Below are 22,183 nucleotides of genomic sequence, written 5' to 3'. Positions count from 1 at the left end.
TATTTTACGGTTGTGTACGAGCATTAAGGACAGGTATAACGCAAGGCCACCTGAACTGCCATTTTTCGGTAGTGCTGGCGCTGGGCCTGCTCATCGGCGCCCTCTTCAAACAGCAGGGTAAAGGTGTAGCTGTTGGCGACATAGTGAAAGCTGAAGCTGCTAATCAGGCGGTGTAAATCGCGGGCGTTGACCGTCGGGTTAAACAGCTGCCTGGCTTTGCCGCGTTCGAGGATGGTCTCCAGCAGCTCCAGCGCGCTGCGGTTCACCTGGCGTAACAGCGCCGATTGCTGCATAAAACGCCCGCGCTGCATGTTCTCCATGCAGATAATGCGGATGTAATCCGGATGGTCAGTGTGATAATCAAAGGTGGTTTCGACCAGTTGCACCAGGGCTTCCACCGGCGGCATGTCGTCCAGACTGAGCTGCTTTTCGCTGGCGCGGATCTGGGTATAAACGTACTCCAGCACCAGCAGGTACAGATTTTCTTTAGTCTTAAAGTGATAAACGACCATGCGCTTGGTCGTTCCCGCCTTTTCGGCGATCTGCTCCATGCGGGCACCGTTGAGCCCATACTCGGCAAACAGCGCCAGGCCGCTGAGAAATATTTTGTCCTTCAGGCTGGATCCGTCGGGATTGTCGGAGAGTTCGCTGCCAGGGTTAGACACATCCGTTCCTTACTTAGCCAAAGAAGACCGGATTATCGCCATGGCAGCGCGATAACACAATGTTCAAACCCGCGGGCGTTTGCGGTAGAGCCACAGACCGGGTATCGACAGGCCAATCGACAGCGCCCCGACAATCGAGGAGGCTTTCAGGAAATTGGTCAGCAGCAGGATCATTTGCGGTTCGCTGTAGCCGAAATGACTGATCTTCACTGCGGAGATCATCGCCGTGTAAGCCGAGATGCCAGGGAACATCGGGATCACCGCCGCGACGGTAAAGACCTTTGGGTGGGCCAGATACCAGCGCGACCACTCAATGCCGATGCTGCCAACCAACATTGAGGCCATAAAGGTCGACCATTCGATATTCACCCCGGCGGCCACCATCGCCATCCGTGAGCCGTGACCGATAGCGCCCAGCAGCGCGCACCAGGGCAGGGCGCGGCGCGGTACGTTAAACACCATTGCAAAGCCGACTGCCGGGATGGCGGACAGCACCATGTCCTGCCCCAACGCCAACAAAAAATCGATTACGCCCATCCGCGAAGCCCCCACAAGGTCATGGCCATCACCACACCGATACAGGTGGCAAGGGTCAACAAGCTGGCAATCGCCCAGCGCGCCAGGCCGGTGTTGATGTGCCCTTTAAACATATCCGCCACGGCATTGATCAGTGGAAAGCCCGGCACCAGTAGCAGCACGCTGGCGGCCATGGCAATGGTCGGGGTCGCGGCGAACGTCGGCAGCCGGAGCAACAGGCCAGATACCGTGGTGGCGACAAAGGCGGTGATACAGAAATTGATTTGCGGGTGCAGGTGCCGGTGTGTCAGCAGCTGGCGCACATACATCGCCAGCGTGCTGGCGACAAAGGTGACGGCCGCGCCATCCCAGCCGCCGTTGTTCAGCTTGCAGAAGCAGGCGCATGACAGGCCCACCATCAGCACCACCAGCCAGCGCGGATAGCGCAGCGGTTTGATATGGTTGAAGCGTTTTTCGACGCCCTGCGCATCCAGCAGCTTGTGTTCCACCATAATTACGATATGTTGCACTTCGGTCACCACGTGCATGTTGATCCCACGATCGTGATTTTTGCGCGTTGAGGTCAGACACTGCCCGTCTTTTATGGTGGTGAGCACAATCGCATTTGATGAGATCGCGCTTTCTACGCTGTCCATGCCCAGTGCCAGCCCCAGCCGGGTGGAGAGCTCCTCGACCAGGGCGCTTTCTGCACCGTGTTGCAATAAAAAAAGTCCGCACTGAATACACAGCCGCGTAACAACGCGCTGTGACGACCGATCTGCCTGCATGGGTTGCCCTGAGGAAAAGTGCTGTTAAATGACCCGGAATGCTTACTTTTAGAACACAACCCGGTGGCGCGTGCCTTGGATCAGATCAAGGTTTAGGTCGATCGCGGTCATCATGTATTTTCAAAAAGCAGACTTAAATGAATAAGTAATTATTAAATATTATGTTTTTTTGTGATTATATTGACATACATTTTATATTTAGATTAGCTGAATTATGATTTTGAAAATCATCATGAATAATAAATTAGCAATTAATGCTATCATACATACCAGTTTTGGCAGTGTCTAAATCTGCGATGAACAATTTTATTTGCTCTCTCATTTTACTCAGCTAAAAACAAGGATAATAGATTACGTTACACGGCGTCCCGTCAAAGGTTCGGGTAATTCAAATGAATGAATGCGCCGGGCAGACGTATGAATGGATTCGGAGCGCATATGTCCCCATTGAGTTGTAAGCATGCAATTATCATCAGCAAATCGCCTATTATACAAACCGGTTTGGGTGGAGTTCTGTCACATTGTTTTCAAGAATATGAATGTTCATATTGCCGTTCTTATGAAGATTTGACCCTTCTTCAGTTACGCCGTGCCACCGTAATTATTGCCGATTTCTCGGGTGTTCTGCGAAATCCTCGCCAGGTTTGTGAGCAATATTGCTCACTACAGAATCAGTACAGGGATATCCACTGGATATTTATGATCCCGCGCGTCTTCTATCCCCTTGCTGTTGAATTATTAATACGCCCACAGAGTACGGTTCTTTCCGAGATGGAGTCTGTTGACGTAGTGATCAGCGTAATTAAGGCCGGAATCGAAAGCGCCGAACGTGTCAGCAAGTCGCTGCTCAAACCCGACGCAGAAGAACTCGAAGACGATCGGGATGATGTCATGCTGACATTTTCTGAACGTAAGGTATTACGCTTATTGGGAAAAGGCTGGGGAATTAACCAGATCGCCGCGTTACTCAAGAAGAGCAATAAAACGGTGAGCGCGCAAAAGAATAGCGCGATGAGAAGGCTCTCTTTACGCAGCAATGCTGAAATGTTTGCGTGGATAAACAGCACCAAGGGAATTAAAGAGCTGAGTTTATTCTCAGCCAATGGAGATCAAGACGAATGGAAAAGAGCGCCGCAACGAGGCATATCGCTATCGTCGAAAAGTGCATCATGAGTGCTGTGGGTCTGAAACACCTTTTTACCAGCCCGATGCTTAACACCTTTACGTTACATTTTTTTAAAGACTTAAAAACGTTCCAGTCATCACTTAGTTATGTTTCTTATTCTTCATTAATTTATTCATTAACGGATAAGCGAGAAGAACGTCGTAATTGCCTTGAGTGTATTAAAGATCTGGCTTTATCGCACAGTACAACTCAGCGCATTGTTCTGGCATCAGACGGTCAAGAAGCGAGCCTGATTGAACAGCTTTCCCCTTCGCATCTGCATGGGCTTATCCTCAAATCGGATCCGCTGGTAATATTGAAGGATCAACTCGGCAAATTACTCAACGAGAGTTGTCGTACGAGTGACAGCATGATCAGCCCCAGGAATATGCATCGTGTCCGGTTACTGAGTCCGACCGAGCGCGCCATTTTACAGTTTATGTCTTGCGGTTTCTCCATCCCCGAAATTGCGCTTCGGCTGGATCGGAACATCAAAACCATTCGCGCGCATAAGTTTAACGCCATGGTGAAGCTCGGTGTGCGTTCGGATGTAGGATTGCTGGACGCGGGGGATATCCTGACGCACTTCCCGGTGGCAGATCACCGTACACCGCGCTTTCTTTCCACGCTGCATTCATAGTGCAGTATTAACAAACTTGCGCCAGAGGTACTGGCGCAGCCCTCACAGACAGACGTCCACCCATTGTGCACCGGTAATATCCGCCATCCTTTCCGGGGAAATACGCACCGCGCTGTGAATAGCCCCTGCTGCAGGTAGCACCTCGTCGTACTGTTTCAGTGAAATATCGCAAAACACCGACAGTGGATTTTCCAGCCCGAAAGGGCAGACCCCGCCAACAGGGTGACCCGTTACGGTGACCACTTCGTCGCTGCTCAACATTCGGGCTTTTGCGCCAAATGTTTGCTTCAGCTTTTTGTTATCGAGGCGGGCATCACCTTTGGCGACCACGAGGATCACCTCATCTTTAATTTTCAGCGACAGCGTTTTTGCTATCTGACCCGGCGCGACGTTGTGCGCCTCGGCAGCCAGTGCAACGGTGGCTGTACTCTGACCAAGCTCAATCACTTCTATGTCCGGAGCGTGATCGGCAAAAAACTGGCGCACAGACTGCAAACTCATTGTTTCCTCCAGAAAAATACTCTGCGTAATCCGTCATATGAAATTATGCTCTCTTAATATCCCTCAAGTAAAAAACATCCAGTATCAGCGATTTCTGGATCCTCTTCACATTCACGGAAACCGGTTACAGTAACCGGTTGCAGAACCGCTGAGCAGGGATTAATACTGATTACGTCATTTCCCCTGTATCCCATAATAAGAGTCGACTATGAAACCTGGCCGTTTGAGCAGTACCGCTGGTAAGCGAACCAGCAAGGTGGTGAAAGTGGTATATGGAACAACGTACGGCGTGACAGCGCCCGAAACGATCGTCTGAGAGGAGAGCCGTTATGTCTACCAACCATGCTGCGTTTAACCTGATATTCCGTTTTGTCGAAAATTATGTCAGCCCTATTGCCGGACGTATCTCTTCCCAACGTCACGTCATGGCGATCCGCGACGGCTTTATCTCTGCGATGCCGTTTATGATTGTCGGCTCGTTCTTGCTGGTGTTTGCCTATCCGCCGTTTTCGCCGGAGACCACCTGGGGTTTTGCCCGGGCCTGGCTGGACATGGCGAAGCAGTTTGAGGGCCAGATCCTCACCCCGTTTGATATGACGATGGGCGTGATGTCCCTCTACATCTGCGCGGCGATCGCCTACAACCTGGGCAAGCATTACGTTAAGTCGCATCAGCTCGATCCCTTCATGTGCGCCATGCTGTCGCTGATGGCGTTTCTGCTGGTGGCGGCACCCAAAACCAAAGGCACCTTGCCGGTTGATAGCCTGGGTGGTACGGGGATCTTCACCGCAATTCTGGTGGCGATCTACTGTGTGGAGATGATGCGTTTTCTGAAAGCGCACAACATTGGTATTCGCCTGCCTGAGCAGGTGCCGCCGATGATCAAAAACTCCTTCGACCTGCTGATCCCGGTGCTGGTGGTAGTGCTCACGCTGTATCCGCTGAGCCTGTTTATTCAGTCTGAGTTTGGCATGCTGATCCCGCAGGCGATTATGGCGATCTTTAAACCGCTGGTTTCCGCGGCTGACTCACTGCCTGCCATTCTGCTGGCGGTGCTGATTGGTCACCTGCTGTGGTTTGCGGGGATCCACGGGGCGGCGATTGTCTCCGGTATGCTGCAGATGTTCTGGCTCACCAACCTGGGGATGAACCAGACGGCGCTGGCACAGAGCGCGCCGCTGCCGCATATTTTCATGGAAGCGTTCTGGACGTTCTTTATCGTCATTGGCGGTTCCGGGGCAACGATGGGGCTGGTGTTCTGCTATCTGCGCAGCCGGTCAGCGCACCTGCGTTCGATTGGCCGTCTGAGCGTTGTGCCGAGTATCTTCAATATCAACGAACCGGTGATCTTCGGTACGCCAATCGTGATGAACCCAGTATTCTTCATTCCGTTCCTGCTGGCACCGATGGTGAATGCGGTGCTGGCGTGGGCGGCGATGAAGCTGGATCTGATTGGTCGTGTGATTTCTGTCGTACCCTGGACCGCACCGGCACCCGTGGGTGCGGCGTGGGCGCTGGGCTGGGATTTCCGCGCGGCGGTACTTGTTGTGCTGTTAGCGCTGGTTTCTGCCATCATCTACTACCCGTTCTTTAAAGTGTACGAGAAGCAGTTGCTGGAGCAGGAAGCGGAAGAGGCACAGCGGGCAGAAGAAGAGAGTCAGCAGGTGGCGTAATAAAAGCAAAACGGCAACCAAAAGGTTGCCGTTTTTAATGTGTGTACCCTCTCCCGGTGGGAGAGGGCGAGGGTGAGGGCACCAGACCGCACTCACCATTCATGAAACTATTTCAGCGTGCAGTCACCGCACTGCTGTACATCTGGCAGGCGATAGCGCTGACAGCAGGTACGGCGAACCAGCAGCCCGTCACGCGGTACCACGGTGCGGAAAAGCGGGTTGTCCTGGCCATCCGACAGCTGGCGGGCAAAGAAAAATGCCTGGCGCAGCGCTTCCACTTTCTCATCACCCAGCAGCGGTTTCATCTCGTTCAGATACCAGTGAATTAAATAGCCGGTATTGCTCCAGATAAGTTTGCCGTTGATCTCACCCGTCTCTTCCAGCGCCTCGATCACCGGGATCAGCGCACGGGTAATCAGCACGTCCATCCGCTGTTGCGCTGAGAGTACCGTTGTCTGGCGATCTTCATGCACGTCAATCCAGAAACAGGCGGCGCGCCCGGTTTCGTGAAACTCAACGTGGAAATGTTCCGGAGAGACATCCAGCGCAACATCCTGCGTGAGCAGCGTCAGCATCAGCGGTGGCACCAGCAGCCCGATATACCATTGCGCCCACAGCGACAGCAGCGGCTTGTTTTCCCGCGCCAGGGTCGGCTGGTTGCGATAGATATGATCGGAGTAGATAGCCAGCAGCGACTGCAATTCGCTCGGACGTCGCCATTGGGCCAGCGTCAGGGCGGTATGAGGATGGGGTTCGTCCAGCTTAATGAAATCCAGCAGGTGCGCACGGGTCTCGGTGATCGCGTCACGCATCGCATCCGCGAGCGCAGAAGGCCCGGACGGAAGACGGGTGTGCCAGATAAGACTGTCAACGGCTTGTGCGGAACGTATGGCCATAAGCGGACTGGATAGAAATCTAAATGATAATGATTGCCAATCCTAACTATAGGCCGCGCCAATCGCAAGATTTTTTACACAATCTGCTGGCAGGCTGACAGATGAGAAATTATGTCATATGATATTGGTTATCATTATCGAAGCGAGAGAGATATTATGCTGAGCAGAGCGTTGGGGAGTGGGTGGGGAGTGTTACTGCCGGGAGCGATGATTACCGGCCTGGCGTATACCGATCTTTCGCTGATGGTCTGGAAAGTGATTATCGTCTCGGGCTTACTGATTTCATCCGCCATGATCTGGCATAAACAGCTGCGGCATTTTGTGTTGCTACCATCGTGCGTCGCGCTGGTTGCGGGCATGTGGGTGATTGCAATGAGTTTGAAATAAAGAAATTCAGAAGGGAACATCGGGAGAGATAAGATAATTGGTGCGAGGGGGGGGACTCGAACCCCCACATCCTAAGGACACTAACACCTGAAGCTAGCGCGTCTACCAATTCCGCCACCTTCGCACAGTCATCTTATTTTTTGATATCGCCTCGTTGGTGCGAGGGGGGGGACTCGAACCCCCACATCCTAAGGACACTAACACCTGAAGCTAGCGCGTCTACCAATTCCGCCACCTTCGCCCAGTGCAAGCGATATCTTTTACTACATGGTTATTGGTGCGAGGGGGGGGACTCGAACCCCCACATCCTAAGGACACTAACACCTGAAGCTAGCGCGTCTACCAATTCCGCCACCTTCGCATACCATCGATACCCAAAAAAGTATCGTAACCACGGAGGCGCATTCTAGAGAGTTTCAGATTTTCGTCAACAGATAAATGAGCGGGATGTTGTGATTGCTGCAAATTCGGCCTGATTTATCCATCAGGCCGATTTGTTGACGTCAAAGGTTACTTCTTCGCCTGACGGGTCATGATTGCGCGGTAAATTTTAAAGCGGCCCGTCTGCGCCAGCACTTCGTGGAAGCCGAAGATTTCATCCAGCACTTTTGGATACGGCAGGAAGGCGTTGGCCACGATGCGCAGCTCGCCGCCGCTGTTCAGATGACGAACCGAGGTGCGGATCAAGGTCTGTGCGGCTTCGAGGCTGGTTTCCATCCCGTCATGGAACGGCGGGTTGGAGATAATCATATCGAAGCGACCGGTCACTTCGGACAAGACGTTAGAGGCAAATACCTCGGCTTCGATGCCGTTTGCGGCAAGCGTAGCGCGGCTGGCTTCGATTGCCGGGGCGCTGACGTCAGTCAGGGTCAAACGCACTTTTGGCGAGTGGCTGGCAAGCGCGACGGACAGCACGCCCGCGCCGCAGCCTACGTCCAGCACTTTGCCTTTGGTATGCGGCGTAAAGGTGGAGAGCAGCAGCTGGCTGCCCACGTCGAGACCATCACGGCTGAAGACGCCCGGCAGGGTTTTAATGGTCAGGCCATCGAGCTGATATTCGCCCCAGTATTTTTCTGCATCGAACGCGGGCTTCTTGTCCAGGCGACCGTGATACAGGCCGCAGCGACGGGCGCTGTCGATTTTGTTCAACGTGGCATACTCCGCCAGCATCTGCTCGGCACTGCGCACGCCGCTGCGGTTTTCACCGACCACGAAAATATCGCAGCCCACCGGCAGCAGCGAGAGCAGGTTCATCAGCTGGAACTGGGCTTCCGGCTTGTTCTTAGGCCAGTAGTAGATCAGCGTATCGCAGTCAGCCACATCGCTCTCTTCCGCCACCAGGCTGTAGCGGACGCGCTCTTCCATCTGACGGCTCAGCAGCTGCCAGTGGTGGAATTGCTGGGTATGCGCGCGGCTGTCGGCGCAGTCGAAACGAGCAGGCAGGTCATCCTGCATATCTCCGGCAAACAGAATACGGCTTTGTTCGAAATCATCACTGTGGCGCAGCAAGACTTCACTTGCCGGGGTAAATGCAGACATGAAAAACTCCTCAAGGAATAAGGGGACGGATTATAGTTGTTTGTTGGCGCAGATTCGACGAGTTTGGTATATTTACGCGCCTGACAGACAGGAGTTTTGGTAATGGCATCCCGACGAGACAGGCAATTACAGCAGCTGGGCATCACCCAGTGGGCGTTGCGTCGCCCGGCAGCCTTACAGGGCGAAATCGCCATCTCGCTTCCCGCGCACATCCGTCTGGTGATGGTGGCGCAGAGCCTGCCGGCCCTGAGCGAACCGGTGATTACTGACGTGCTCCGTGCCCTGAACGTGGACACCGATCAGGTGCTGCAACTGACGCCAGACCGCGTCGCGATGCTCCCGCAAGGCAGCCGATGCAACAGCTGGCAGCTTGGTGTAGCAGAAGACATGGCACTGGAGGGTGGCACGCTGACCACTCCGGTGCTGGACGAACTTAAAGTAAACCCGGCGGCACGTCGCGCGCTGTGGCAACAAATCTGCGAACATGAACACAATTTCTTCCCTCACGACGACTGATTTAGCCCAGGCTTTTGACATCGAAAAACGCGCCCACGCTTTTCCGTGGAGTGAAAAAACCTTTGCCAGCAACCAGGGCGAGCGTTATCTGAACTATCGCCTTGATGTCGACAGCCAGCTTGCCGCATTCGCTATCACCCAGGTGGTGCTTGATGAGGCCACGCTGTTTAACATTGCCGTCGATCCGGCTTTCCAGCGTCGTGGGCTGGGCAGGGAACTGCTGGAACATTTAATTTGCGAGCTGGAAGCCCGGGACGTTTTCACCCTGTGGCTGGAAGTGCGGGCTTCAAACACTGCGGCGATCAAACTCTATGAAAGCCTGGGCTTTAATCAAGCGACCCTTCGCCGCAATTATTACCCCACCGCAGAAGGACGTGAAGACGCCATCATCATGGCTCTGCCGCTTGGATAACAAAATAAGGTTGTAACGATGAACTGGGACTGGATTTTTTTTGATGCCGATGAAACGCTGTTTACCTTTGACGCGTATGGCGGCTTACAGCGGATGTTTCTCGACTACAGCGTGACCTTCACCGCTGAAGATTTCCAGGATTACCAGGCGGTGAACAAACCGCTGTGGGTGGATTACCAGAACGGCGCCATTAGCGCGTTACAGCTGCAGCATCAGCGTTTCCAGGGGTGGTCTGAGCGCCTTAGCGTCCCGGCGGGTGACTTAAACAATGCGTTCCTGAATGCGATGGCCGCCATCTGCGCGCCGCTTCCGGGAGCGGCGTCGCTGCTGGACTCCCTGAAAGGAAAAGCCAGGCTTGGCATCATTACCAACGGTTTTACCGCACTGCAGCAGATCCGCCTTGAGCGGACCGGTTTTCGTGACTATTTTGATTTGTTAGTGATCTCCGAGCAGGTGGGCGTGGCAAAACCGGCCGCGCGGATCTTCGACTACGCGCTGGCACAGGCGGGCAACCCGGATCGGGCAAAAGTACTGATGGTGGGTGATACGGCAGAGTCGGATATCCTTGGCGGTATCAATGCCGGACTCTCTACCTGCTGGCTGAATGCGCACAACCGCGCCCTGCCGGAGGGGATCACTCCCACCTGGACCGTGACCTCCCTGAGCGAACTGGAGCAACTCCTGTGTAAACATTGATTGCCTGCCCCCCATTGATGGGTAAAATAGCCGCATTTTCGTATTCATGATGCGTGGCTTACTGCCGCGCTTTTAAAAGAAGATTTGATTATGACGTTGTCTCCTTTTTTGCAAGAGGTGGCCAAACGCCGCACTTTTGCCATTATTTCTCACCCGGATGCCGGTAAAACCACCATCACCGAAAAGGTGCTGTTATTCGGACAGGCAATCCAGACCGCCGGTACGGTAAAAGGCCGTGGCTCCAGCCAGCATGCGAAATCCGACTGGATGGAGATGGAAAAGCAGCGTGGTATCTCGATTACCACCTCCGTGATGCAGTTCCCGTATCACGACTGCCTGGTGAACCTGCTGGATACCCCGGGTCACGAAGACTTCTCCGAAGATACTTACCGTACTCTGACGGCGGTGGACTGCTGCCTGATGGTGATCGATGCCGCGAAAGGTGTAGAAGACCGTACCCGTAAGCTGATGGAAGTTACCCGTCTGCGCGATACGCCGATCCTGACCTTTATGAACAAACTTGACCGTGACATCCGCGATCCGATGGAAGTGATGGATGAAGTGGAGCGTGAGCTGAAGATCGCCTGTGCCCCTATCACCTGGCCAATCGGCTGCGGCAAGCTGTTTAAAGGCGTGTACCACCTGTATAAAGACGAAGTTTATCTGTATCAGACCGGTAAAGGTCACACCATCCAGGAAGTGCGCATTGTTAAAGGTCTGGATAACCCGGATCTGGACGCAGCGGTCGGCGAAGAGCTGGTAGAGCAGCTGCGCGAAGAGCTGGAGCTGGTGAAAGGCGCCTCCCACGAGTTCGACAAAGAGCTGTTCCTGAGCGGTGAAATTACGCCGGTATTCTTCGGTACCGCGCTGGGTAACTTCGGTGTAGACCATATGCTGGATGGCCTGGTGGAATGGGCGCCACAGCCTATGCCGCGCAAAACCGACACCCGTGAAGTGGTCGCCAGCGAAGAGAAGTTCACCGGCTTCGTGTTTAAAATTCAGGCCAACATGGACCCGAAACACCGTGACCGCGTGGCGTTTATGCGCGTGGTGTCCGGTAAATATGAAAAAGGCATGAAGCTGCGTCAGGTCCGTACCGGCAAAGACGTGGTGATCTCCGATGCGCTGACCTTTATGGCGGGTGACCGTTCGCACGTTGAAGAGGCGTATCCGGGCGATATCATCGGCCTGCATAACCACGGCACCATTCAGATTGGCGATACCTTTACCCAGGGCGAGATGATGAAGTTCACCGGTATTCCGAACTTCGCGCCGGAGCTGTTCCGTCGTATTCGTCTGCGCGATCCGCTGAAGCAGAAACAGCTGCTGAAAGGTCTGGTTCAGCTGTCGGAAGAGGGGGCGGTCCAGGTGTTCCGTCCAATCTCCAACAACGATCTGATTGTGGGTGCGGTGGGTGTGCTGCAGTTCGACGTGGTCGTTGCCCGTCTGAAGAGCGAATACAACGTTGAAGCGATTTACGAATCGGTCAACGTGGCGACAGCGCGCTGGGTTGAATGTTCTGACGTGAAGAAATTCGAAGAATTTAAGCGTAAGAACGAGATCCAATTGGCCCTCGACGGCGGCGATAACCTGACCTATATCGCCCCAACCATGGTGAATCTGAACCTGGCGCATGAGCGTTACCCTGACGTGCAGTTCCGCAAAACGCGCGAGCATTAATCCCGTCTCAGAGCACGGCAGCCGCCGTGCTCTTCTTAAATCCCAGCCTTATTAATCCCTTGCGGAATTTTCTTAATTCATCGCCTTTTGTCCATTACTGCTCGTTTTTTAACCAATTCTAAAAGCAGCCCTCTGATTGTGATCTATATTTAACTCAGTGTTTAGCACCGGGCGCAGATGAAAGCTCTACTCAATACGTGTTGATAAGGTCGTCATCTTGCCCGAGTGTTGATTGGTAGTATGAATGGCTACTTAAACAGATATGTATCGCTCGAATTCGGAGCAAACCAAAGGAATACATCGATGAATACTAAAAAACTGAACATTTCGAAAACTCTGCTGGCGGTAATGATGGGTAGTGCACTGGTATGCGGCTCTGCAATGGCGGAATCCACCACCAATACCGCAGGGGAAAAAATCGATAGCTCAATGAATAAAGTCGGTAACTACATGGATGACAGCGCAATCACGGCGAAGGTGAAAGCGGCCCTGGTTGATCATGAGAACATCAAGAGTACCGACATCTCCGTTAAAACGGATAAGAGTGTTGTCACCCTGAGCGGCTTCGTTGAGAGCCAGGCGCAGGCTGAACAGGCTGTGACCGTGGCGAAAGGTGTTGAGGGCGTAGCCTCCGTCAGCGACAAACTGCACGTACGTGACGGTAAAGAGACCACCGCCAAGGGCTATGCCGGTGACACCGCCACCACCAGCGAAGTGAAAGCCAAGCTGCTGGCTGATGACATCGTCCCGTCGCGCAACGTGAAAGTTGAAACGACCGATGGCGTGGTTCAACTGAGCGGTACCGTGGATTCGAGCGCGCAAAGCGACCGTGCCGAGAGTATTGCCAAAGCCATTGATGGCGTGAAAAGTGTCAAAAACGATCTGAAAGTAAAATAAAGTCTACAATTTGACCATCTGGCTACGGCCAGATGGCGAGATAAGAATTTAAGAATGAGATGGACATCGCAGTGAGCATCCTGAGCGCTCACGGACAGCGGTCGACATTAACTATGGTAAAGGAGAGTCTTATGTTTCGTTGGGGCATCATTTTTCTGGTTATCGCGTTAATTGCCGCCGCTTTGGGTTTTGGTGGTCTGGCAGGTACCGCAGCGGGCGCAGCGAAAATCGTCTTCGTGGTCGGTATTATTCTGTTCCTGGTCAGCCTGTTCACTGGACGACGCCGTCCATAGCGTCGCTTACCGTTACGTTTACAAAAGGGCCTCTGTTTTTACAGGGGCCTTTTTCTTTAAATGCCTCACTCAATTTGAGAAATGTAGCGGGATTACGCTACTGTGTAGTAACAGAACAATAAAAAAAGGGAAGCACGTGGGGCAGCGAATTCCGGTTACGCTCGGCAATATTGCGCCGTTGGCGCTCAAGCCCTTTCGCCCGGGCCAGGTCGCGCTGGTGTGCGAAGGCGGCGGTCAGCGAGGGATCTTCACGGCTGGCGTGCTGGATGAATTTATGCGTGCGCAGTTCAACCCGTTCGATCTCTTTTTTGGCACCTCAGCCGGGGCGCAAAATCTCTCGGCCTACGTCTGCAATCAGCCGGGCTACGCCCGCAAAGTGATCATGCGTTACACCACTTCCCGCGAGTTCTTCGACCCACTGCGCTTTGTGCGCGGTGGCAATCTTATCGATCTCGACTGGCTGCTGGATGCTACCGCCAGCCAGATGCCGCTGGCGATGGATAATGCCTCGCGCCTGTTTGATACCGGCAAAGCCTTCTGGATGTGTGCCTGTCGCGGGGATGATTACACCCCGGGCTACTTTTCGCCGTTGAAGGAGAACTGGCTGGATATTCTTCGCGCCTCCAGCGCGATACCGGGTTTCTATCGCACCGGCGCGTTGCTGGATGGGATTTCGTATCTGGATGGCGGCGTCAGCGATGCGATCCCGGTGCAGGAGGCGGCCCGGCGCGGGGCAAAAACGATCGTCGTGATCCGTACCGTCCCTTCGCAGATGTACTATACCCCGCAGTGGCTGAGGCGGATGGAGCGCTGGCTGGGTGACAGCAGCCTGCAGCCGATGCTCAATCTGGTGTCGCATCATGAGGCCAGCTACCACACCATTCAGCGCTTTATCGAAAAGCCGCCGGGCAAATTGCGGATCATCGAAATCTACCCGCCGAGGCCGCTGAGAAGTCAGGCGCTGGGCAGTAGGGTGCCCGCCCTTCGCGAGGACTACAAAACGGGTCGCCTGTGCGGGCGTTATTTCCTCGCCACGGTGGGTAAATTACTGGCCGAACAACCCCCGCTGCGGCGGCATGCACGGATCCTTGCCCCGACCACGATGGTGGTGCCCCCGGCGAGTGTGGCCAACGACATTGCCATTACGCCGCTGGTTATTGCACCTCAGGCGAATGACACCCTGTTTGATAACGAGGATCAGGCGTGACTTACCGTTTTGTTGATACCCACTGCCACTTTGACTTTCCTCCTTTTACCGACGATGAACCCGCCAGCATTCAGCGGGCCGCCGACGCCGGGGTTGAAGCGATTATTGTTCCGGCTATTGATGTGGCCAGCATGGCGCGTGTGCAGCAATTGGGCGAACGCTTTCCGGCGCTGTATATCGCGCTCGGCCTGCATCCGATTGTGATTGAATCCCATCGTGATGCGCATCTGGAACAGCTGGAGGCCGCGATCGCCGCGCGGCCACACAAGCTGGTGGCTATCGGGGAGATCGGGCTCGATCTCTATCGTCAGGATCCGCAGTTCGATCGTCAGGAGACGATCCTCGATGTGCAGCTGAAGCTGGCAAAACGCTACGATCTGCCGGTGATCCTCCATTCGCGACGCACCCATGACAAGCTGGCGATGCACCTTAAGCGTCAGGATCTGCCGCGTACCGGAGTGGTGCACGGGTTTGCGGGCAGCCTGCAGCAGGCGCAGCGCTTTGTGGAGATGGGCTATAAGATTGGCGTCGGCGGCACCATCACCTATTCGCGGGCCAGTAAAACCCGCGATGTAATGGCCCAACTGCCGCTCTCTGCCCTGTTACTGGAAACGGACGCGCCGGATATGCCGCTGAATGGGTTTCAGGGCCAGCCTAACCGCCCGGAGCAGGTGGCGCGGGTATTCGCCACCCTGTGTGAACTGCGTCGCGAACCTGCGGACGAGATTGCCGACGCGCTGCTGCACAACACCCGCACCTTGTTCGATCTTCCGCTATAGATACAGCGCCGGACGGATCACCGTGATTCTGTGGCTCTCCAGCATTTGCGCCAGCGGTTCGACATCCTCTGGCGTTGCACTCCGCCAGCGACTGGCTTCGCCATACACCCCATGGGCGTGAAACGCGTTGATTCTGACGGGAACGTTGCCTAATCGGCGGATAAAATTCACCAGTTCCTGCCGATGGGTCAGATAATCACTATGGTCCGGGATCGCCAGCAGGCGCAGCTCGCTCAGCCGGTGATGCGCCGCCAGCCAGCGAATGCTGTGCTTGATCGTGGCGTTATCACGCCCGGTCAAAAACTGGTGCTGCGCGCTGCCCCAGGCTTTTAAATCCAGCATCGCGCCGTCAAACACCGGGAGCAGTTTTTGCCAGCCGGTTTCGCTGAGCAGGCCGTTGCTGTCCACCAGACAGGTCAGATGCTGAAGCTGCGGGTCGGCTTTCAGCGCCGCGAACAGCGCCACCACAAACGGCAGCTGGGTGGTGGCTTCGCCACCGCTGACGGTAATGCCGGTGATAAAGGGCGCGACCTTGCGAACCTGGGCCAGCACCGCTTCCACGTTCATGCGCTGCGCCATCGGCGTGGCCTGCTGCGGGCAGAGCCGCAGGCAGGTGTCGCACTGCTGACAGTGGCTCTCTTCCCACCAGACCCGTCCGGCCTGGATATTCAGCGCGTCGTGCGGACAGTGCGGCACGCACTCCCCGCAGTCGTTGCAACGGCCTATCGTCCACGGGTTGTGGCAGGTTTTACAGCGCAGGTTGCAGCCCTGCAGGAACAGGGCCAGGCGACTGCCCGGCCCGTCGACGCAGGAGAAGGGAATAACCTGACTAACTAAAGCGCATCTGCTGTTCATGGCTTATCACGCGCGGCTGGCGCTCCAGGATTCGGGTGTTGTGGGCGGCCTCGTCACCCAGCCAGGTGGTGTTGGTGCGCGATCCTTCTGCGCGGTATTTTTCCAGATCGGACAGCCGCACCATATAACCGGTGACGCGCACCAGATCGTTGCCCGCGACGTTGGCGCTGAACTCGCGCATCCCGGCGCGGAAGGCACCCAGGCAGAGCTGCACCACCGCCTGCGGATTGCGTTTGACGGTCTCGTCGAGGGTCAGGATGTCGCTGATCCCGGCGTGATAGTGCTGGTGATGCGGTGCCACGGCCAGCAAATGGCTGATGGGATCCGGTTCATCGCCATAAGGCAGGCGCGCTCCCGGCGTGGTGCCAATATCCGAGCTGATCCCCGACTGGGCGTGCAGCATCGCCCGCTGCTGCCAGCCATGTTTCACTGGGGTGTTTTCCACAAAGGCGGCCAGCTGTTCGCTGATGCGATACCCCAGCGCGTTGGCCTGCGCATCTTTACCGTATCGTCCGCTGAGCCCGGCTTTCTCACACAGCACGTTCACTGCTTCTGCCAGGCCGTACATGCCGAACATTGGCACAAAACGGTCGGCCTCGATCAGCCCTTCCTTGACGAGGAAGCTATTCTCAAAGAAGCCGGATTGCTGATAGAGGAAATCACACCGGGCATCAATGATGGCGATCTGCTGCTGGCAATAGTGCGGCAGGCTGCGGGTAAAGAAGTCTTCAACGCCGTCGCTTTGCTCCGCAATCGCCTTCAGATTGAGGCGCACCAGGGTGCTTCCGCCGCCTGCCAGCGGCAGGGAATTGTAACAACTGACCACGCCAAAACGGTTTTTTGTGAAAATTTTATCATTTTCAGGGCCGTTGGCGATGTGGGGTTTACTGCACTCGCAGATGTTTTTGGCCACTTCCAGCAGCAGATCGTCAGGGGTGATCGCCGGATCGTAGATAAAGGTCAGATTCGGTGAAACCTGCTTGAGTTCTGCATCGGCGCGTAAAATTGCCCGAGTGATGGGGCCATCCGCTGGGCCAATATTGGCATGGACAAAGGCATCCGGCAGGGTGCGATCGAGATAGCGCCAGAAACGTTTTATTCGGTTATCGACTTCGTCTTGTGTTAGAATTCTAACATATGGTTGCAGCAACGTATCGAGATGCCCGAGAAACACCGGCATCGAAGTCACGGACGGGACGTGGTGGTAAAGAATAGTGAGTAGAGACAGGGCATCATCAAGATCCTGTGCCCCTTCCAGCTCCAGCCATTGTGAGCCTTTTGCCAGGAACGCCGCATAGTCGGGTAGCACATAGCGCGGTTTGTAGGGCGCATGGCCTTCAAACATATCGCAGATATACCCGGCTTCCAGTGCGAGGCGCGCTTCAGACGTCAGGGCAGGATAGGGCAGATTATTTTCTGCCTCCAGCGCCAGAAAATGGCGTTTTTGTTCGGGACTTAACACCGGGCTTGTCACAATTTTCTGGCAACGTTGTTGCAGGGTATCGGGACTGGCTGTGGACATTGTCGCTTCCTTATTCTGCTGCAAAAGTGGGGAAGAGTGTAAAAAGAGTCCCGCCGTCCGCCTTTGATCCTGCGCGGGTGCCTGGTGCTTTAACCGGCAGTTACAGCCAAATTATTTGAAGTTGATCGCATTACAGTTATGCAAAGTTGTATGTGTATTTCATTAACTGTGATGAATGTCGAAGTGAGAATGCGGGTGAATGTTAGAATACTCACAGACCCGCAAGGTACAATTTTACGGCTATATGCCTGGAGAATGTTATGACCGACTTAACCGCAAGCAGCCTGCGCGCGTTGAAACTGATGGACCTGACTACCCTGAATGACGACGACACCAACGAGAAAGTGATCGCCCTGTGTCATCAGGCGAAAACCGCAGTGGGCAACACCGCGGCGATCTGCATCTACCCACGTTTCATTCCCATCGCCCGTAAAACCCTGAACGAGCAGGGTACGCCGGACGTGCGCATCGCGACCGTGACTAACTTCCCGCACGGTAACGACGATATCGAGATCGCGCTGGCAGAAACCCGCGCGGCTATCGCTTACGGTGCAGACGAAGTGGACGTGGTCTTCCCTTACCGTGCACTGATCGCCGGTAACGAGCAGGTTGGCTTTGATCTGGTTAAAGCCTGTAAAGAGGCCTGTGCGGCGGCAAATGTGCTGCTGAAAGTGATCATCGAGACCGGCGAGCTGAAAGAAGAAGCGCTGATTCGTAAAGCATCTGAAATCTCGATTAAAGCGGGTGCTGACTTTATCAAAACCTCTACCGGTAAAGTGCCGGTCAACGCTACCCCGGAAAGCGCGCGCATCATGATGGAAGTGATCCGCGATATGGGCGTGGAAAAAACCGTTGGTTTCAAACCGGCGGGCGGTGTGCGTACTGCGGAAGATGCGCAGCAGTTCCTGGCCATTGCTGATGAACTCTTTGGTGCCGACTGGGCTGATTCCCGTCACTACCGCTTTGGCGCATCCAGCCTGCTGGCAAGCCTGCTGAAAGCGCTGGGCCACGGCGACGGCAAGAGCGCCAGCAGCTATTGATTCATTCCCTGCGGCGGTTCATCCGCCGCATTTAACCTGATTCCCCGGGGGTTCCCTTGTTTCTCGCACAAGAAATTATTCGTAAAAAACGTGATGGTCATGCTTTAAGCGACGAAGAGATCCGTTTCTTTATCAACGGTATTCGTGACAACACCATCTCTGAAGGGCAGATTGCGGCCCTGGCGATGACCATTTTCTTCCACGATATGGCGATGCCGGAACGTGTATCGCTGACCATGGCGATGCGGGATTCAGGTACCGTTCTGGACTGGAAGAGCCTGAATCTTAATGGCCCGATCGTTGACAAACACTCCACCGGCGGCGTGGGTGATGTCACCTCGCTGATGCTGGGGCCGATGGTCGCGGCTTGCGGCGGCTATATTCCGATGATCTCAGGGCGTGGCCTTGGGCATACCGGCGGCACGCTCGATAAACTGGAAGCCATCCCGGGGTTTGATATCTTCCCGGATGACAATCGCTTCCGCGACATCATTAAAAATGTGGGTGTGGCGATTATCGGCCAGACCAGCTCACTTGCTCCGGCGGACAAGCGTTTTTACGCCACGCGTGACATTACCGCGACCGTCGACTCCATCCCGCTGATTACCGCTTCGATCCTCGCCAAGAAACTGGCTGAAGGGCTGGATGCGCTGGTGATGGATGTGAAAGTGGGCAGCGGCGCCTTTATGCCAACCTATGAACTCTCCGCAGCACTGGCCGAAGCGATCGTTGGCGTCGCCAACGGTGCGGGCGTGCGCACCACCGCGCTGCTGACCGACATGAACCAGGTGCTGGCGTCCAGTGCCGGTAACGCCGTCGAAGTCCGCGAAGCGGTGCAGTTCCTGACAGGCGAATACCGCAACCCGCGTCTGTTCGACGTCACCATGGCGCTGTGCGTTGAGATGCTGATTTCAGGCAAGCTTGCCCAGGACGATGCCGACGCGCGCGCAAAACTGCAGGCGGTACTGGATAACGGTAAAGCGGCAGAGATCTTTGGCCGCATGGTCGCCGCGCAGAAAGGCCCGGCTGATTTCGTCGAAAATTACGCGAAATACCTGCCTACCGCGATGCTGAGCAAAGCCGTTTATGCGGATACGGAAGGCTTTGTTTCGGCAATGGATACCCGCGCGCTGGGCATGGCGGTGGTCTCTATGGGCGGTGGTCGTCGTCAGGCCTCCGACAGCATTGATTACAGTGTTGGCTTTACCGATATGGCCCGTCTGGGCGACAGCGTTGACGGACAGCGTCCGCTGGCGGTGATCCATGCCAAAGACGAAAACAGCTGGCAGGAAGCCGCTAAAGCGATGAAAGCGGCCATTACTCTGGCGGACAAAGCGCCAGAAAGCACACCAACCGTCTATCGTCGCATTACTGAATAGCGGTATACTGATCTGATCGCTTTTTTATGAAGCACTGAGTACGGAGAACATATGAAACGTGCATTTATTATGGTGCTGGACTCATTCGGCATCGGCGCTACAGAAGACGCAGATCGCTTTGGTGACACCGGTGCAGACACCATGGGTCACATCGCTGAAGCCTGTGCAAACGGCGAAGCAAACAATGGTCGTCAGGGTCCGCTGAACCTGCCAAACCTGACCCGTCTGGGTCTGGTGAAAGCGCATGAAGGTTCTACCGGTAAAGTTGCAGCCGGTATGGACGCTAACGCGGAAGTCGTCGGCGCATACGCCTGGGCGCACGAGCTCTCTTCCGGGAAAGACACTCCGTCGGGTCACTGGGAAATCGCCGGTGTACCGGTTCTGTTCGACTGGGGCTATTTCTCTGATCACGACAACAGCTTCCCGCAGAAACTGCTGGATAAGCTGGTTGAGCGCGGCAATCTGCCGGGTTACCTCGGTAACTGCCACTCTTCCGGTACCGTGATTTTGGACCAGCTCGGCGAAGAGCATATGAAAACCGGCAAACCGATTTTCTACACCTCCGCTGACTCCGTGTTCCAGATTGCCTGCCATGAAGAGACCTTTGGTCTGGATCGCCTGTACGAGTTGTGCGAAATCGCGCGTGAAGAGCTGACCGAAGGTGGCTACAACATCGGCCGTGTTATTGCGCGTCCGTTTGTCGGCGACAAACCAGGCAACTTCCAGCGTACCGGCAACCGTCACGATCTGGCCGTTGAACCGCCAGCCGCGACCGTACTGCAGAAGCTGGTTGACGAGAAAGACGGCCAGGTCGTATCGGTCGGTAAAATCGCGGACATCTACGCCAACTGTGGTATCACCAAAAAAGTGAAAGCCACCGGTCTGGACGCGCTGTTCGATGCCACCATCAAAGAGATGAAAGAAGCGGGCGACAAGACGATTGTCTTCACCAACTTCGTGGACTTCGACTCCTCCTGGGGCCACCGTCGCGACGTCGCCGGTTATGCTGCCGGTCTGGAACTGTTCGACCGCCGTCTGCCGGAGCTGCTGGAGCTGATGAAGGAAGATGACATCATCATCCTGACCGCTGACCACGGCTGCGACCCGACCTGGACCGGTACCGACCATACCCGTGAGCACATCCCGGTGCTGGTGTACGGCCCGAAAGTGAAACCAGGATCGCTCGGCCATCGCGAAACCTTCGCCGATATCGGCCAGACCATTGCGAGCTACTTCGGTACCTCCCCAATGGACTACGGCAAAAACATGCTGTGATAGCTTGGGCGGGACATTCCCGCCCTTCGTACATTTAAAACTGAAAGGATATAACGATGGCAACTCCACACATTAATGCAGAGATGGGCGATTTCGCTGACGTTGTTTTGATGCCAGGCGACCCGCTGCGTGCGAAGCACATTGCAGAAACCTTCCTCGAAGACGTGCGTGAAGTGAACAACGTTCGCGGCATGCTGGGCTTTACCGGTACCTACAAAGGTCGCAAAATTTCCGTAATGGGTCACGGTATGGGTATCCCGTCCTGCTCCATTTACACCAAAGAGCTGATCACCGATTTCGGCGTGAAGAAAATCATCCGTGTGGGTTCCTGCGGTGCTGTACGCATGGACGTGAAACTGCGTGACGTGGTGATCGGGATGGGTGCTTGCACCGATTCCAAAGTTAACCGCATGCGTTTCAAAGACCACGACTTTGCCGCCATTGCTGACTTCGGCATGGTGCGTAACGCGGTTGACGCGGCTAAAGCGCTGGGCGTTGACGCGCGCGTGGGCAACATCTTCTCTGCTGACCTGTTCTACTCCCCGGACGGCGGCGAAATGTTCGACGTGATGGAAAAGTACGGCATCCTGGGCGTGGAAATGGAAGCGGCTGGCATCTACGGTGTGGCGGCGGAGTTCGGCGCGAAAGCCCTGACCATCTGCACCGTGTCTGACCATATCCGTACTCACGAGCAGACCACTGCCGCTGAGCGTCAGACCACCTTTAACGACATGATCAAAATCGCGCTGGAATCCGTTCTGCTGGGCGATCAAGAGTAACGTTTTTCTGAAGGGGCAACTGTTGCCCCTTTTTTCTCGTATCTATTCATCAACCTCGCCTTAATTTTCTCTTTCACTATACA

24 protein-coding genes and 3 tRNA genes are annotated in these 22,183 nt (G+C 55.0%); 16 read left to right on the top strand and 11 right to left on the bottom strand.

The window, feature by feature from the left end:
- Window positions 1–23: 23 nt before the first annotated feature.
- From M8014_RS14640 to M8014_RS14630, 3 genes are all read right to left on the bottom strand, one after another.
- Window positions 24–665, bottom strand: coding sequence for a TetR/AcrR family transcriptional regulator (locus M8014_RS14640; protein ID WP_271283139.1), 642 nt, complete (start codon window positions 663–665; stop codon window positions 24–26).
- Window positions 666–728: 63 nt separating this feature from the next.
- Window positions 729–1,202, bottom strand: coding sequence for a threonine/serine exporter (locus M8014_RS14635; RefSeq protein ID WP_271283138.1), 474 nt, complete (start codon window positions 1,200–1,202; stop codon window positions 729–731).
- On the bottom strand, window positions 1,193–1,969 hold the full coding sequence (locus M8014_RS14630; RefSeq protein WP_271283137.1) for a threonine/serine exporter family protein: 777 nt from the start codon (window positions 1,967–1,969) through the stop codon (window positions 1,193–1,195). Before M8014_RS14630 ends, M8014_RS14635 begins: the two co-directional genes overlap by 10 nt.
- Before the next feature lie 438 nt (window positions 1,970–2,407).
- Here M8014_RS14630 and M8014_RS14625 point away from each other — a divergent pair, with 438 nt between their 5' ends.
- Both M8014_RS14625 and bglJ read left to right on the top strand, forming a co-directional pair.
- Window positions 2,408–3,142 (top strand): helix-turn-helix domain-containing protein, encoded by a 735-nt coding sequence (locus M8014_RS14625; protein ID WP_271283136.1) that lies wholly within the window; start codon window positions 2,408–2,410, stop codon window positions 3,140–3,142.
- Window positions 3,139–3,774, top strand: coding sequence for a DNA-binding transcriptional activator BglJ (gene bglJ / locus M8014_RS14620; protein WP_271283338.1), 636 nt, complete (start codon window positions 3,139–3,141; stop codon window positions 3,772–3,774). The genes M8014_RS14625 and bglJ overlap by 4 nt, the downstream gene beginning before the upstream one ends.
- Before the next feature lie 42 nt (window positions 3,775–3,816).
- Here the strand turns inward: bglJ and M8014_RS14615 are convergent, their stop codons facing one another.
- Window positions 3,817–4,275, bottom strand: coding sequence for a YbaK/EbsC family protein (locus M8014_RS14615; protein WP_271283135.1), 459 nt, complete (start codon window positions 4,273–4,275; stop codon window positions 3,817–3,819).
- A 329-nt stretch (window positions 4,276–4,604) separates the two neighbouring features.
- Here M8014_RS14615 and M8014_RS14610 point away from each other — a divergent pair, with 329 nt between their 5' ends.
- Window positions 4,605–5,948: a PTS sugar transporter subunit IIC gene (locus M8014_RS14610; RefSeq protein ID WP_271283134.1), complete on the top strand. Its 1,344-nt coding sequence runs from the start codon at window positions 4,605–4,607 to the stop codon at window positions 5,946–5,948.
- A 107-nt stretch (window positions 5,949–6,055) separates the two neighbouring features.
- Here M8014_RS14610 and fhuF read toward each other — a convergent pair whose 3' ends face one another.
- The gene (gene fhuF / locus M8014_RS14605) at window positions 6,056–6,844 is read right to left on the bottom strand and encodes a siderophore-iron reductase FhuF (protein ID WP_271283133.1); all 789 of its coding nucleotides are present in this window, start codon (window positions 6,842–6,844) and stop codon (window positions 6,056–6,058) included.
- 156 nt (window positions 6,845–7,000) lie between these two features.
- Between fhuF and M8014_RS14600 the strand changes: the two genes are divergently transcribed.
- Window positions 7,001–7,231, top strand: a complete 231-nt coding sequence (locus tag M8014_RS14600) for a DUF1435 domain-containing protein (RefSeq protein ID WP_271283337.1) — start codon at window positions 7,001–7,003, stop codon at window positions 7,229–7,231.
- A gap of 38 nt (window positions 7,232–7,269) precedes the next feature.
- Here the strand turns inward: M8014_RS14600 and M8014_RS14595 are convergent.
- From M8014_RS14595 to rsmC, 4 genes are all read right to left on the bottom strand, one after another.
- Window positions 7,270–7,355: transfer RNA gene (locus tag M8014_RS14595), tRNA-Leu, on the bottom strand.
- Between the two features lie 31 nt (window positions 7,356–7,386).
- A tRNA-Leu gene (locus M8014_RS14590) sits at window positions 7,387–7,472 on the bottom strand.
- A 34-nt stretch (window positions 7,473–7,506) separates the two neighbouring features.
- Window positions 7,507–7,592 (bottom strand) — tRNA-Leu (locus M8014_RS14585).
- 149 nt (window positions 7,593–7,741) lie between these two features.
- The gene (gene rsmC, locus M8014_RS14580; protein WP_271283132.1) at window positions 7,742–8,770 is read right to left on the bottom strand and encodes a 16S rRNA (guanine(1207)-N(2))-methyltransferase RsmC; all 1,029 of its coding nucleotides are present in this window, start codon (window positions 8,768–8,770) and stop codon (window positions 7,742–7,744) included.
- A gap of 102 nt (window positions 8,771–8,872) precedes the next feature.
- Between rsmC and M8014_RS14575 the strand changes: the two genes are divergently transcribed.
- From M8014_RS14575 to M8014_RS14540, 8 genes are all read left to right on the top strand, one after another.
- Window positions 8,873–9,286, top strand: coding sequence for a DNA polymerase III subunit psi (locus tag M8014_RS14575; protein WP_271283131.1), 414 nt, complete (start codon window positions 8,873–8,875; stop codon window positions 9,284–9,286).
- Window positions 9,255–9,698: a ribosomal protein S18-alanine N-acetyltransferase gene (gene rimI / locus M8014_RS14570; RefSeq protein ID WP_271283130.1), complete on the top strand. Its 444-nt coding sequence runs from the start codon at window positions 9,255–9,257 to the stop codon at window positions 9,696–9,698. Before M8014_RS14575 ends, rimI begins: the two co-directional genes overlap by 32 nt.
- A gap of 18 nt (window positions 9,699–9,716) precedes the next feature.
- Window positions 9,717–10,394: a pyrimidine 5'-nucleotidase gene (gene yjjG / locus M8014_RS14565; protein ID WP_271283129.1), complete on the top strand. Its 678-nt coding sequence runs from the start codon at window positions 9,717–9,719 to the stop codon at window positions 10,392–10,394.
- 90 nt (window positions 10,395–10,484) lie between these two features.
- The gene (prfC, locus tag M8014_RS14560; RefSeq protein WP_271283128.1) at window positions 10,485–12,074 is read left to right on the top strand and encodes a peptide chain release factor 3; all 1,590 of its coding nucleotides are present in this window, start codon (window positions 10,485–10,487) and stop codon (window positions 12,072–12,074) included.
- A gap of 303 nt (window positions 12,075–12,377) precedes the next feature.
- Entirely contained in the window at window positions 12,378–12,971 is a 594-nt protein-coding gene (gene osmY, locus M8014_RS14555; RefSeq protein WP_271283127.1) for a molecular chaperone OsmY, read from the top strand.
- Between the two features lie 131 nt (window positions 12,972–13,102).
- A complete protein-coding gene (locus tag M8014_RS14550) occupies window positions 13,103–13,264 on the top strand; it encodes a DUF1328 domain-containing protein (RefSeq protein ID WP_002887716.1) in 162 nt (53 codons plus the stop codon).
- Window positions 13,265–13,400: 136 nt separating this feature from the next.
- On the top strand, window positions 13,401–14,471 hold the full coding sequence (locus M8014_RS14545; RefSeq protein WP_271283126.1) for a patatin-like phospholipase family protein: 1,071 nt from the start codon (window positions 13,401–13,403) through the stop codon (window positions 14,469–14,471).
- Entirely contained in the window at window positions 14,468–15,250 is a 783-nt protein-coding gene (locus tag M8014_RS14540; RefSeq protein ID WP_271283125.1) for a metal-dependent hydrolase, read from the top strand. Before M8014_RS14545 ends, M8014_RS14540 begins: the two co-directional genes overlap by 4 nt.
- Here M8014_RS14540 and M8014_RS14535 read toward each other — a convergent pair.
- Both M8014_RS14535 and M8014_RS14530 read right to left on the bottom strand, forming a co-directional pair.
- A complete protein-coding gene (locus M8014_RS14535) occupies window positions 15,245–16,105 on the bottom strand; it encodes a YjjW family glycine radical enzyme activase (RefSeq protein WP_271283124.1) in 861 nt (286 codons plus the stop codon). The two genes, M8014_RS14540 and M8014_RS14535, sit on opposite strands and share 6 nt — an antisense overlap.
- Window positions 16,080–17,627 (bottom strand): YjjI family glycine radical enzyme, encoded by a 1,548-nt coding sequence (locus tag M8014_RS14530; RefSeq protein ID WP_271283123.1) that lies wholly within the window; start codon window positions 17,625–17,627, stop codon window positions 16,080–16,082. Before M8014_RS14530 ends, M8014_RS14535 begins: the two co-directional genes overlap by 26 nt.
- A 260-nt stretch (window positions 17,628–17,887) precedes the next feature.
- Between M8014_RS14530 and deoC the strand changes: the two genes are divergently transcribed.
- Genes deoC through deoD form a run of 4 tightly spaced genes read left to right on the top strand, consistent with a single transcriptional unit; the run spans window position 17,888 to window position 22,100 of the window.
- Window positions 17,888–18,667, top strand: a complete 780-nt coding sequence (gene deoC, locus M8014_RS14525) for a deoxyribose-phosphate aldolase (RefSeq protein WP_271283122.1) — start codon at window positions 17,888–17,890, stop codon at window positions 18,665–18,667.
- 56 nt (window positions 18,668–18,723) lie between these two features.
- Complete coding sequence (deoA, locus tag M8014_RS14520) at window positions 18,724–20,046, top strand: thymidine phosphorylase (protein WP_271283121.1); 1,323 nt, start codon at window positions 18,724–18,726, stop codon at window positions 20,044–20,046.
- Window positions 20,047–20,097: 51 nt separating this feature from the next.
- The gene (gene deoB, locus M8014_RS14515; RefSeq protein ID WP_271283120.1) at window positions 20,098–21,321 is read left to right on the top strand and encodes a phosphopentomutase; all 1,224 of its coding nucleotides are present in this window, start codon (window positions 20,098–20,100) and stop codon (window positions 21,319–21,321) included.
- 56 nt (window positions 21,322–21,377) lie between these two features.
- Complete coding sequence (deoD, locus tag M8014_RS14510; RefSeq protein WP_271266614.1) at window positions 21,378–22,100, top strand: purine-nucleoside phosphorylase; 723 nt, start codon at window positions 21,378–21,380, stop codon at window positions 22,098–22,100.
- The last annotated feature ends 83 nt before the right edge of the window (window positions 22,101–22,183 follow it).

Origin of the sequence: Silvania hatchlandensis (assembly GCF_025564065.1) — a bacterium.
In the GTDB taxonomy this organism is placed as follows: Bacteria; Pseudomonadota; Gammaproteobacteria; order Enterobacterales; family Enterobacteriaceae; genus Enterobacter; species Enterobacter hatchlandensis.
This window is presented reverse-complemented; position numbering and strand designations above follow the sequence as displayed.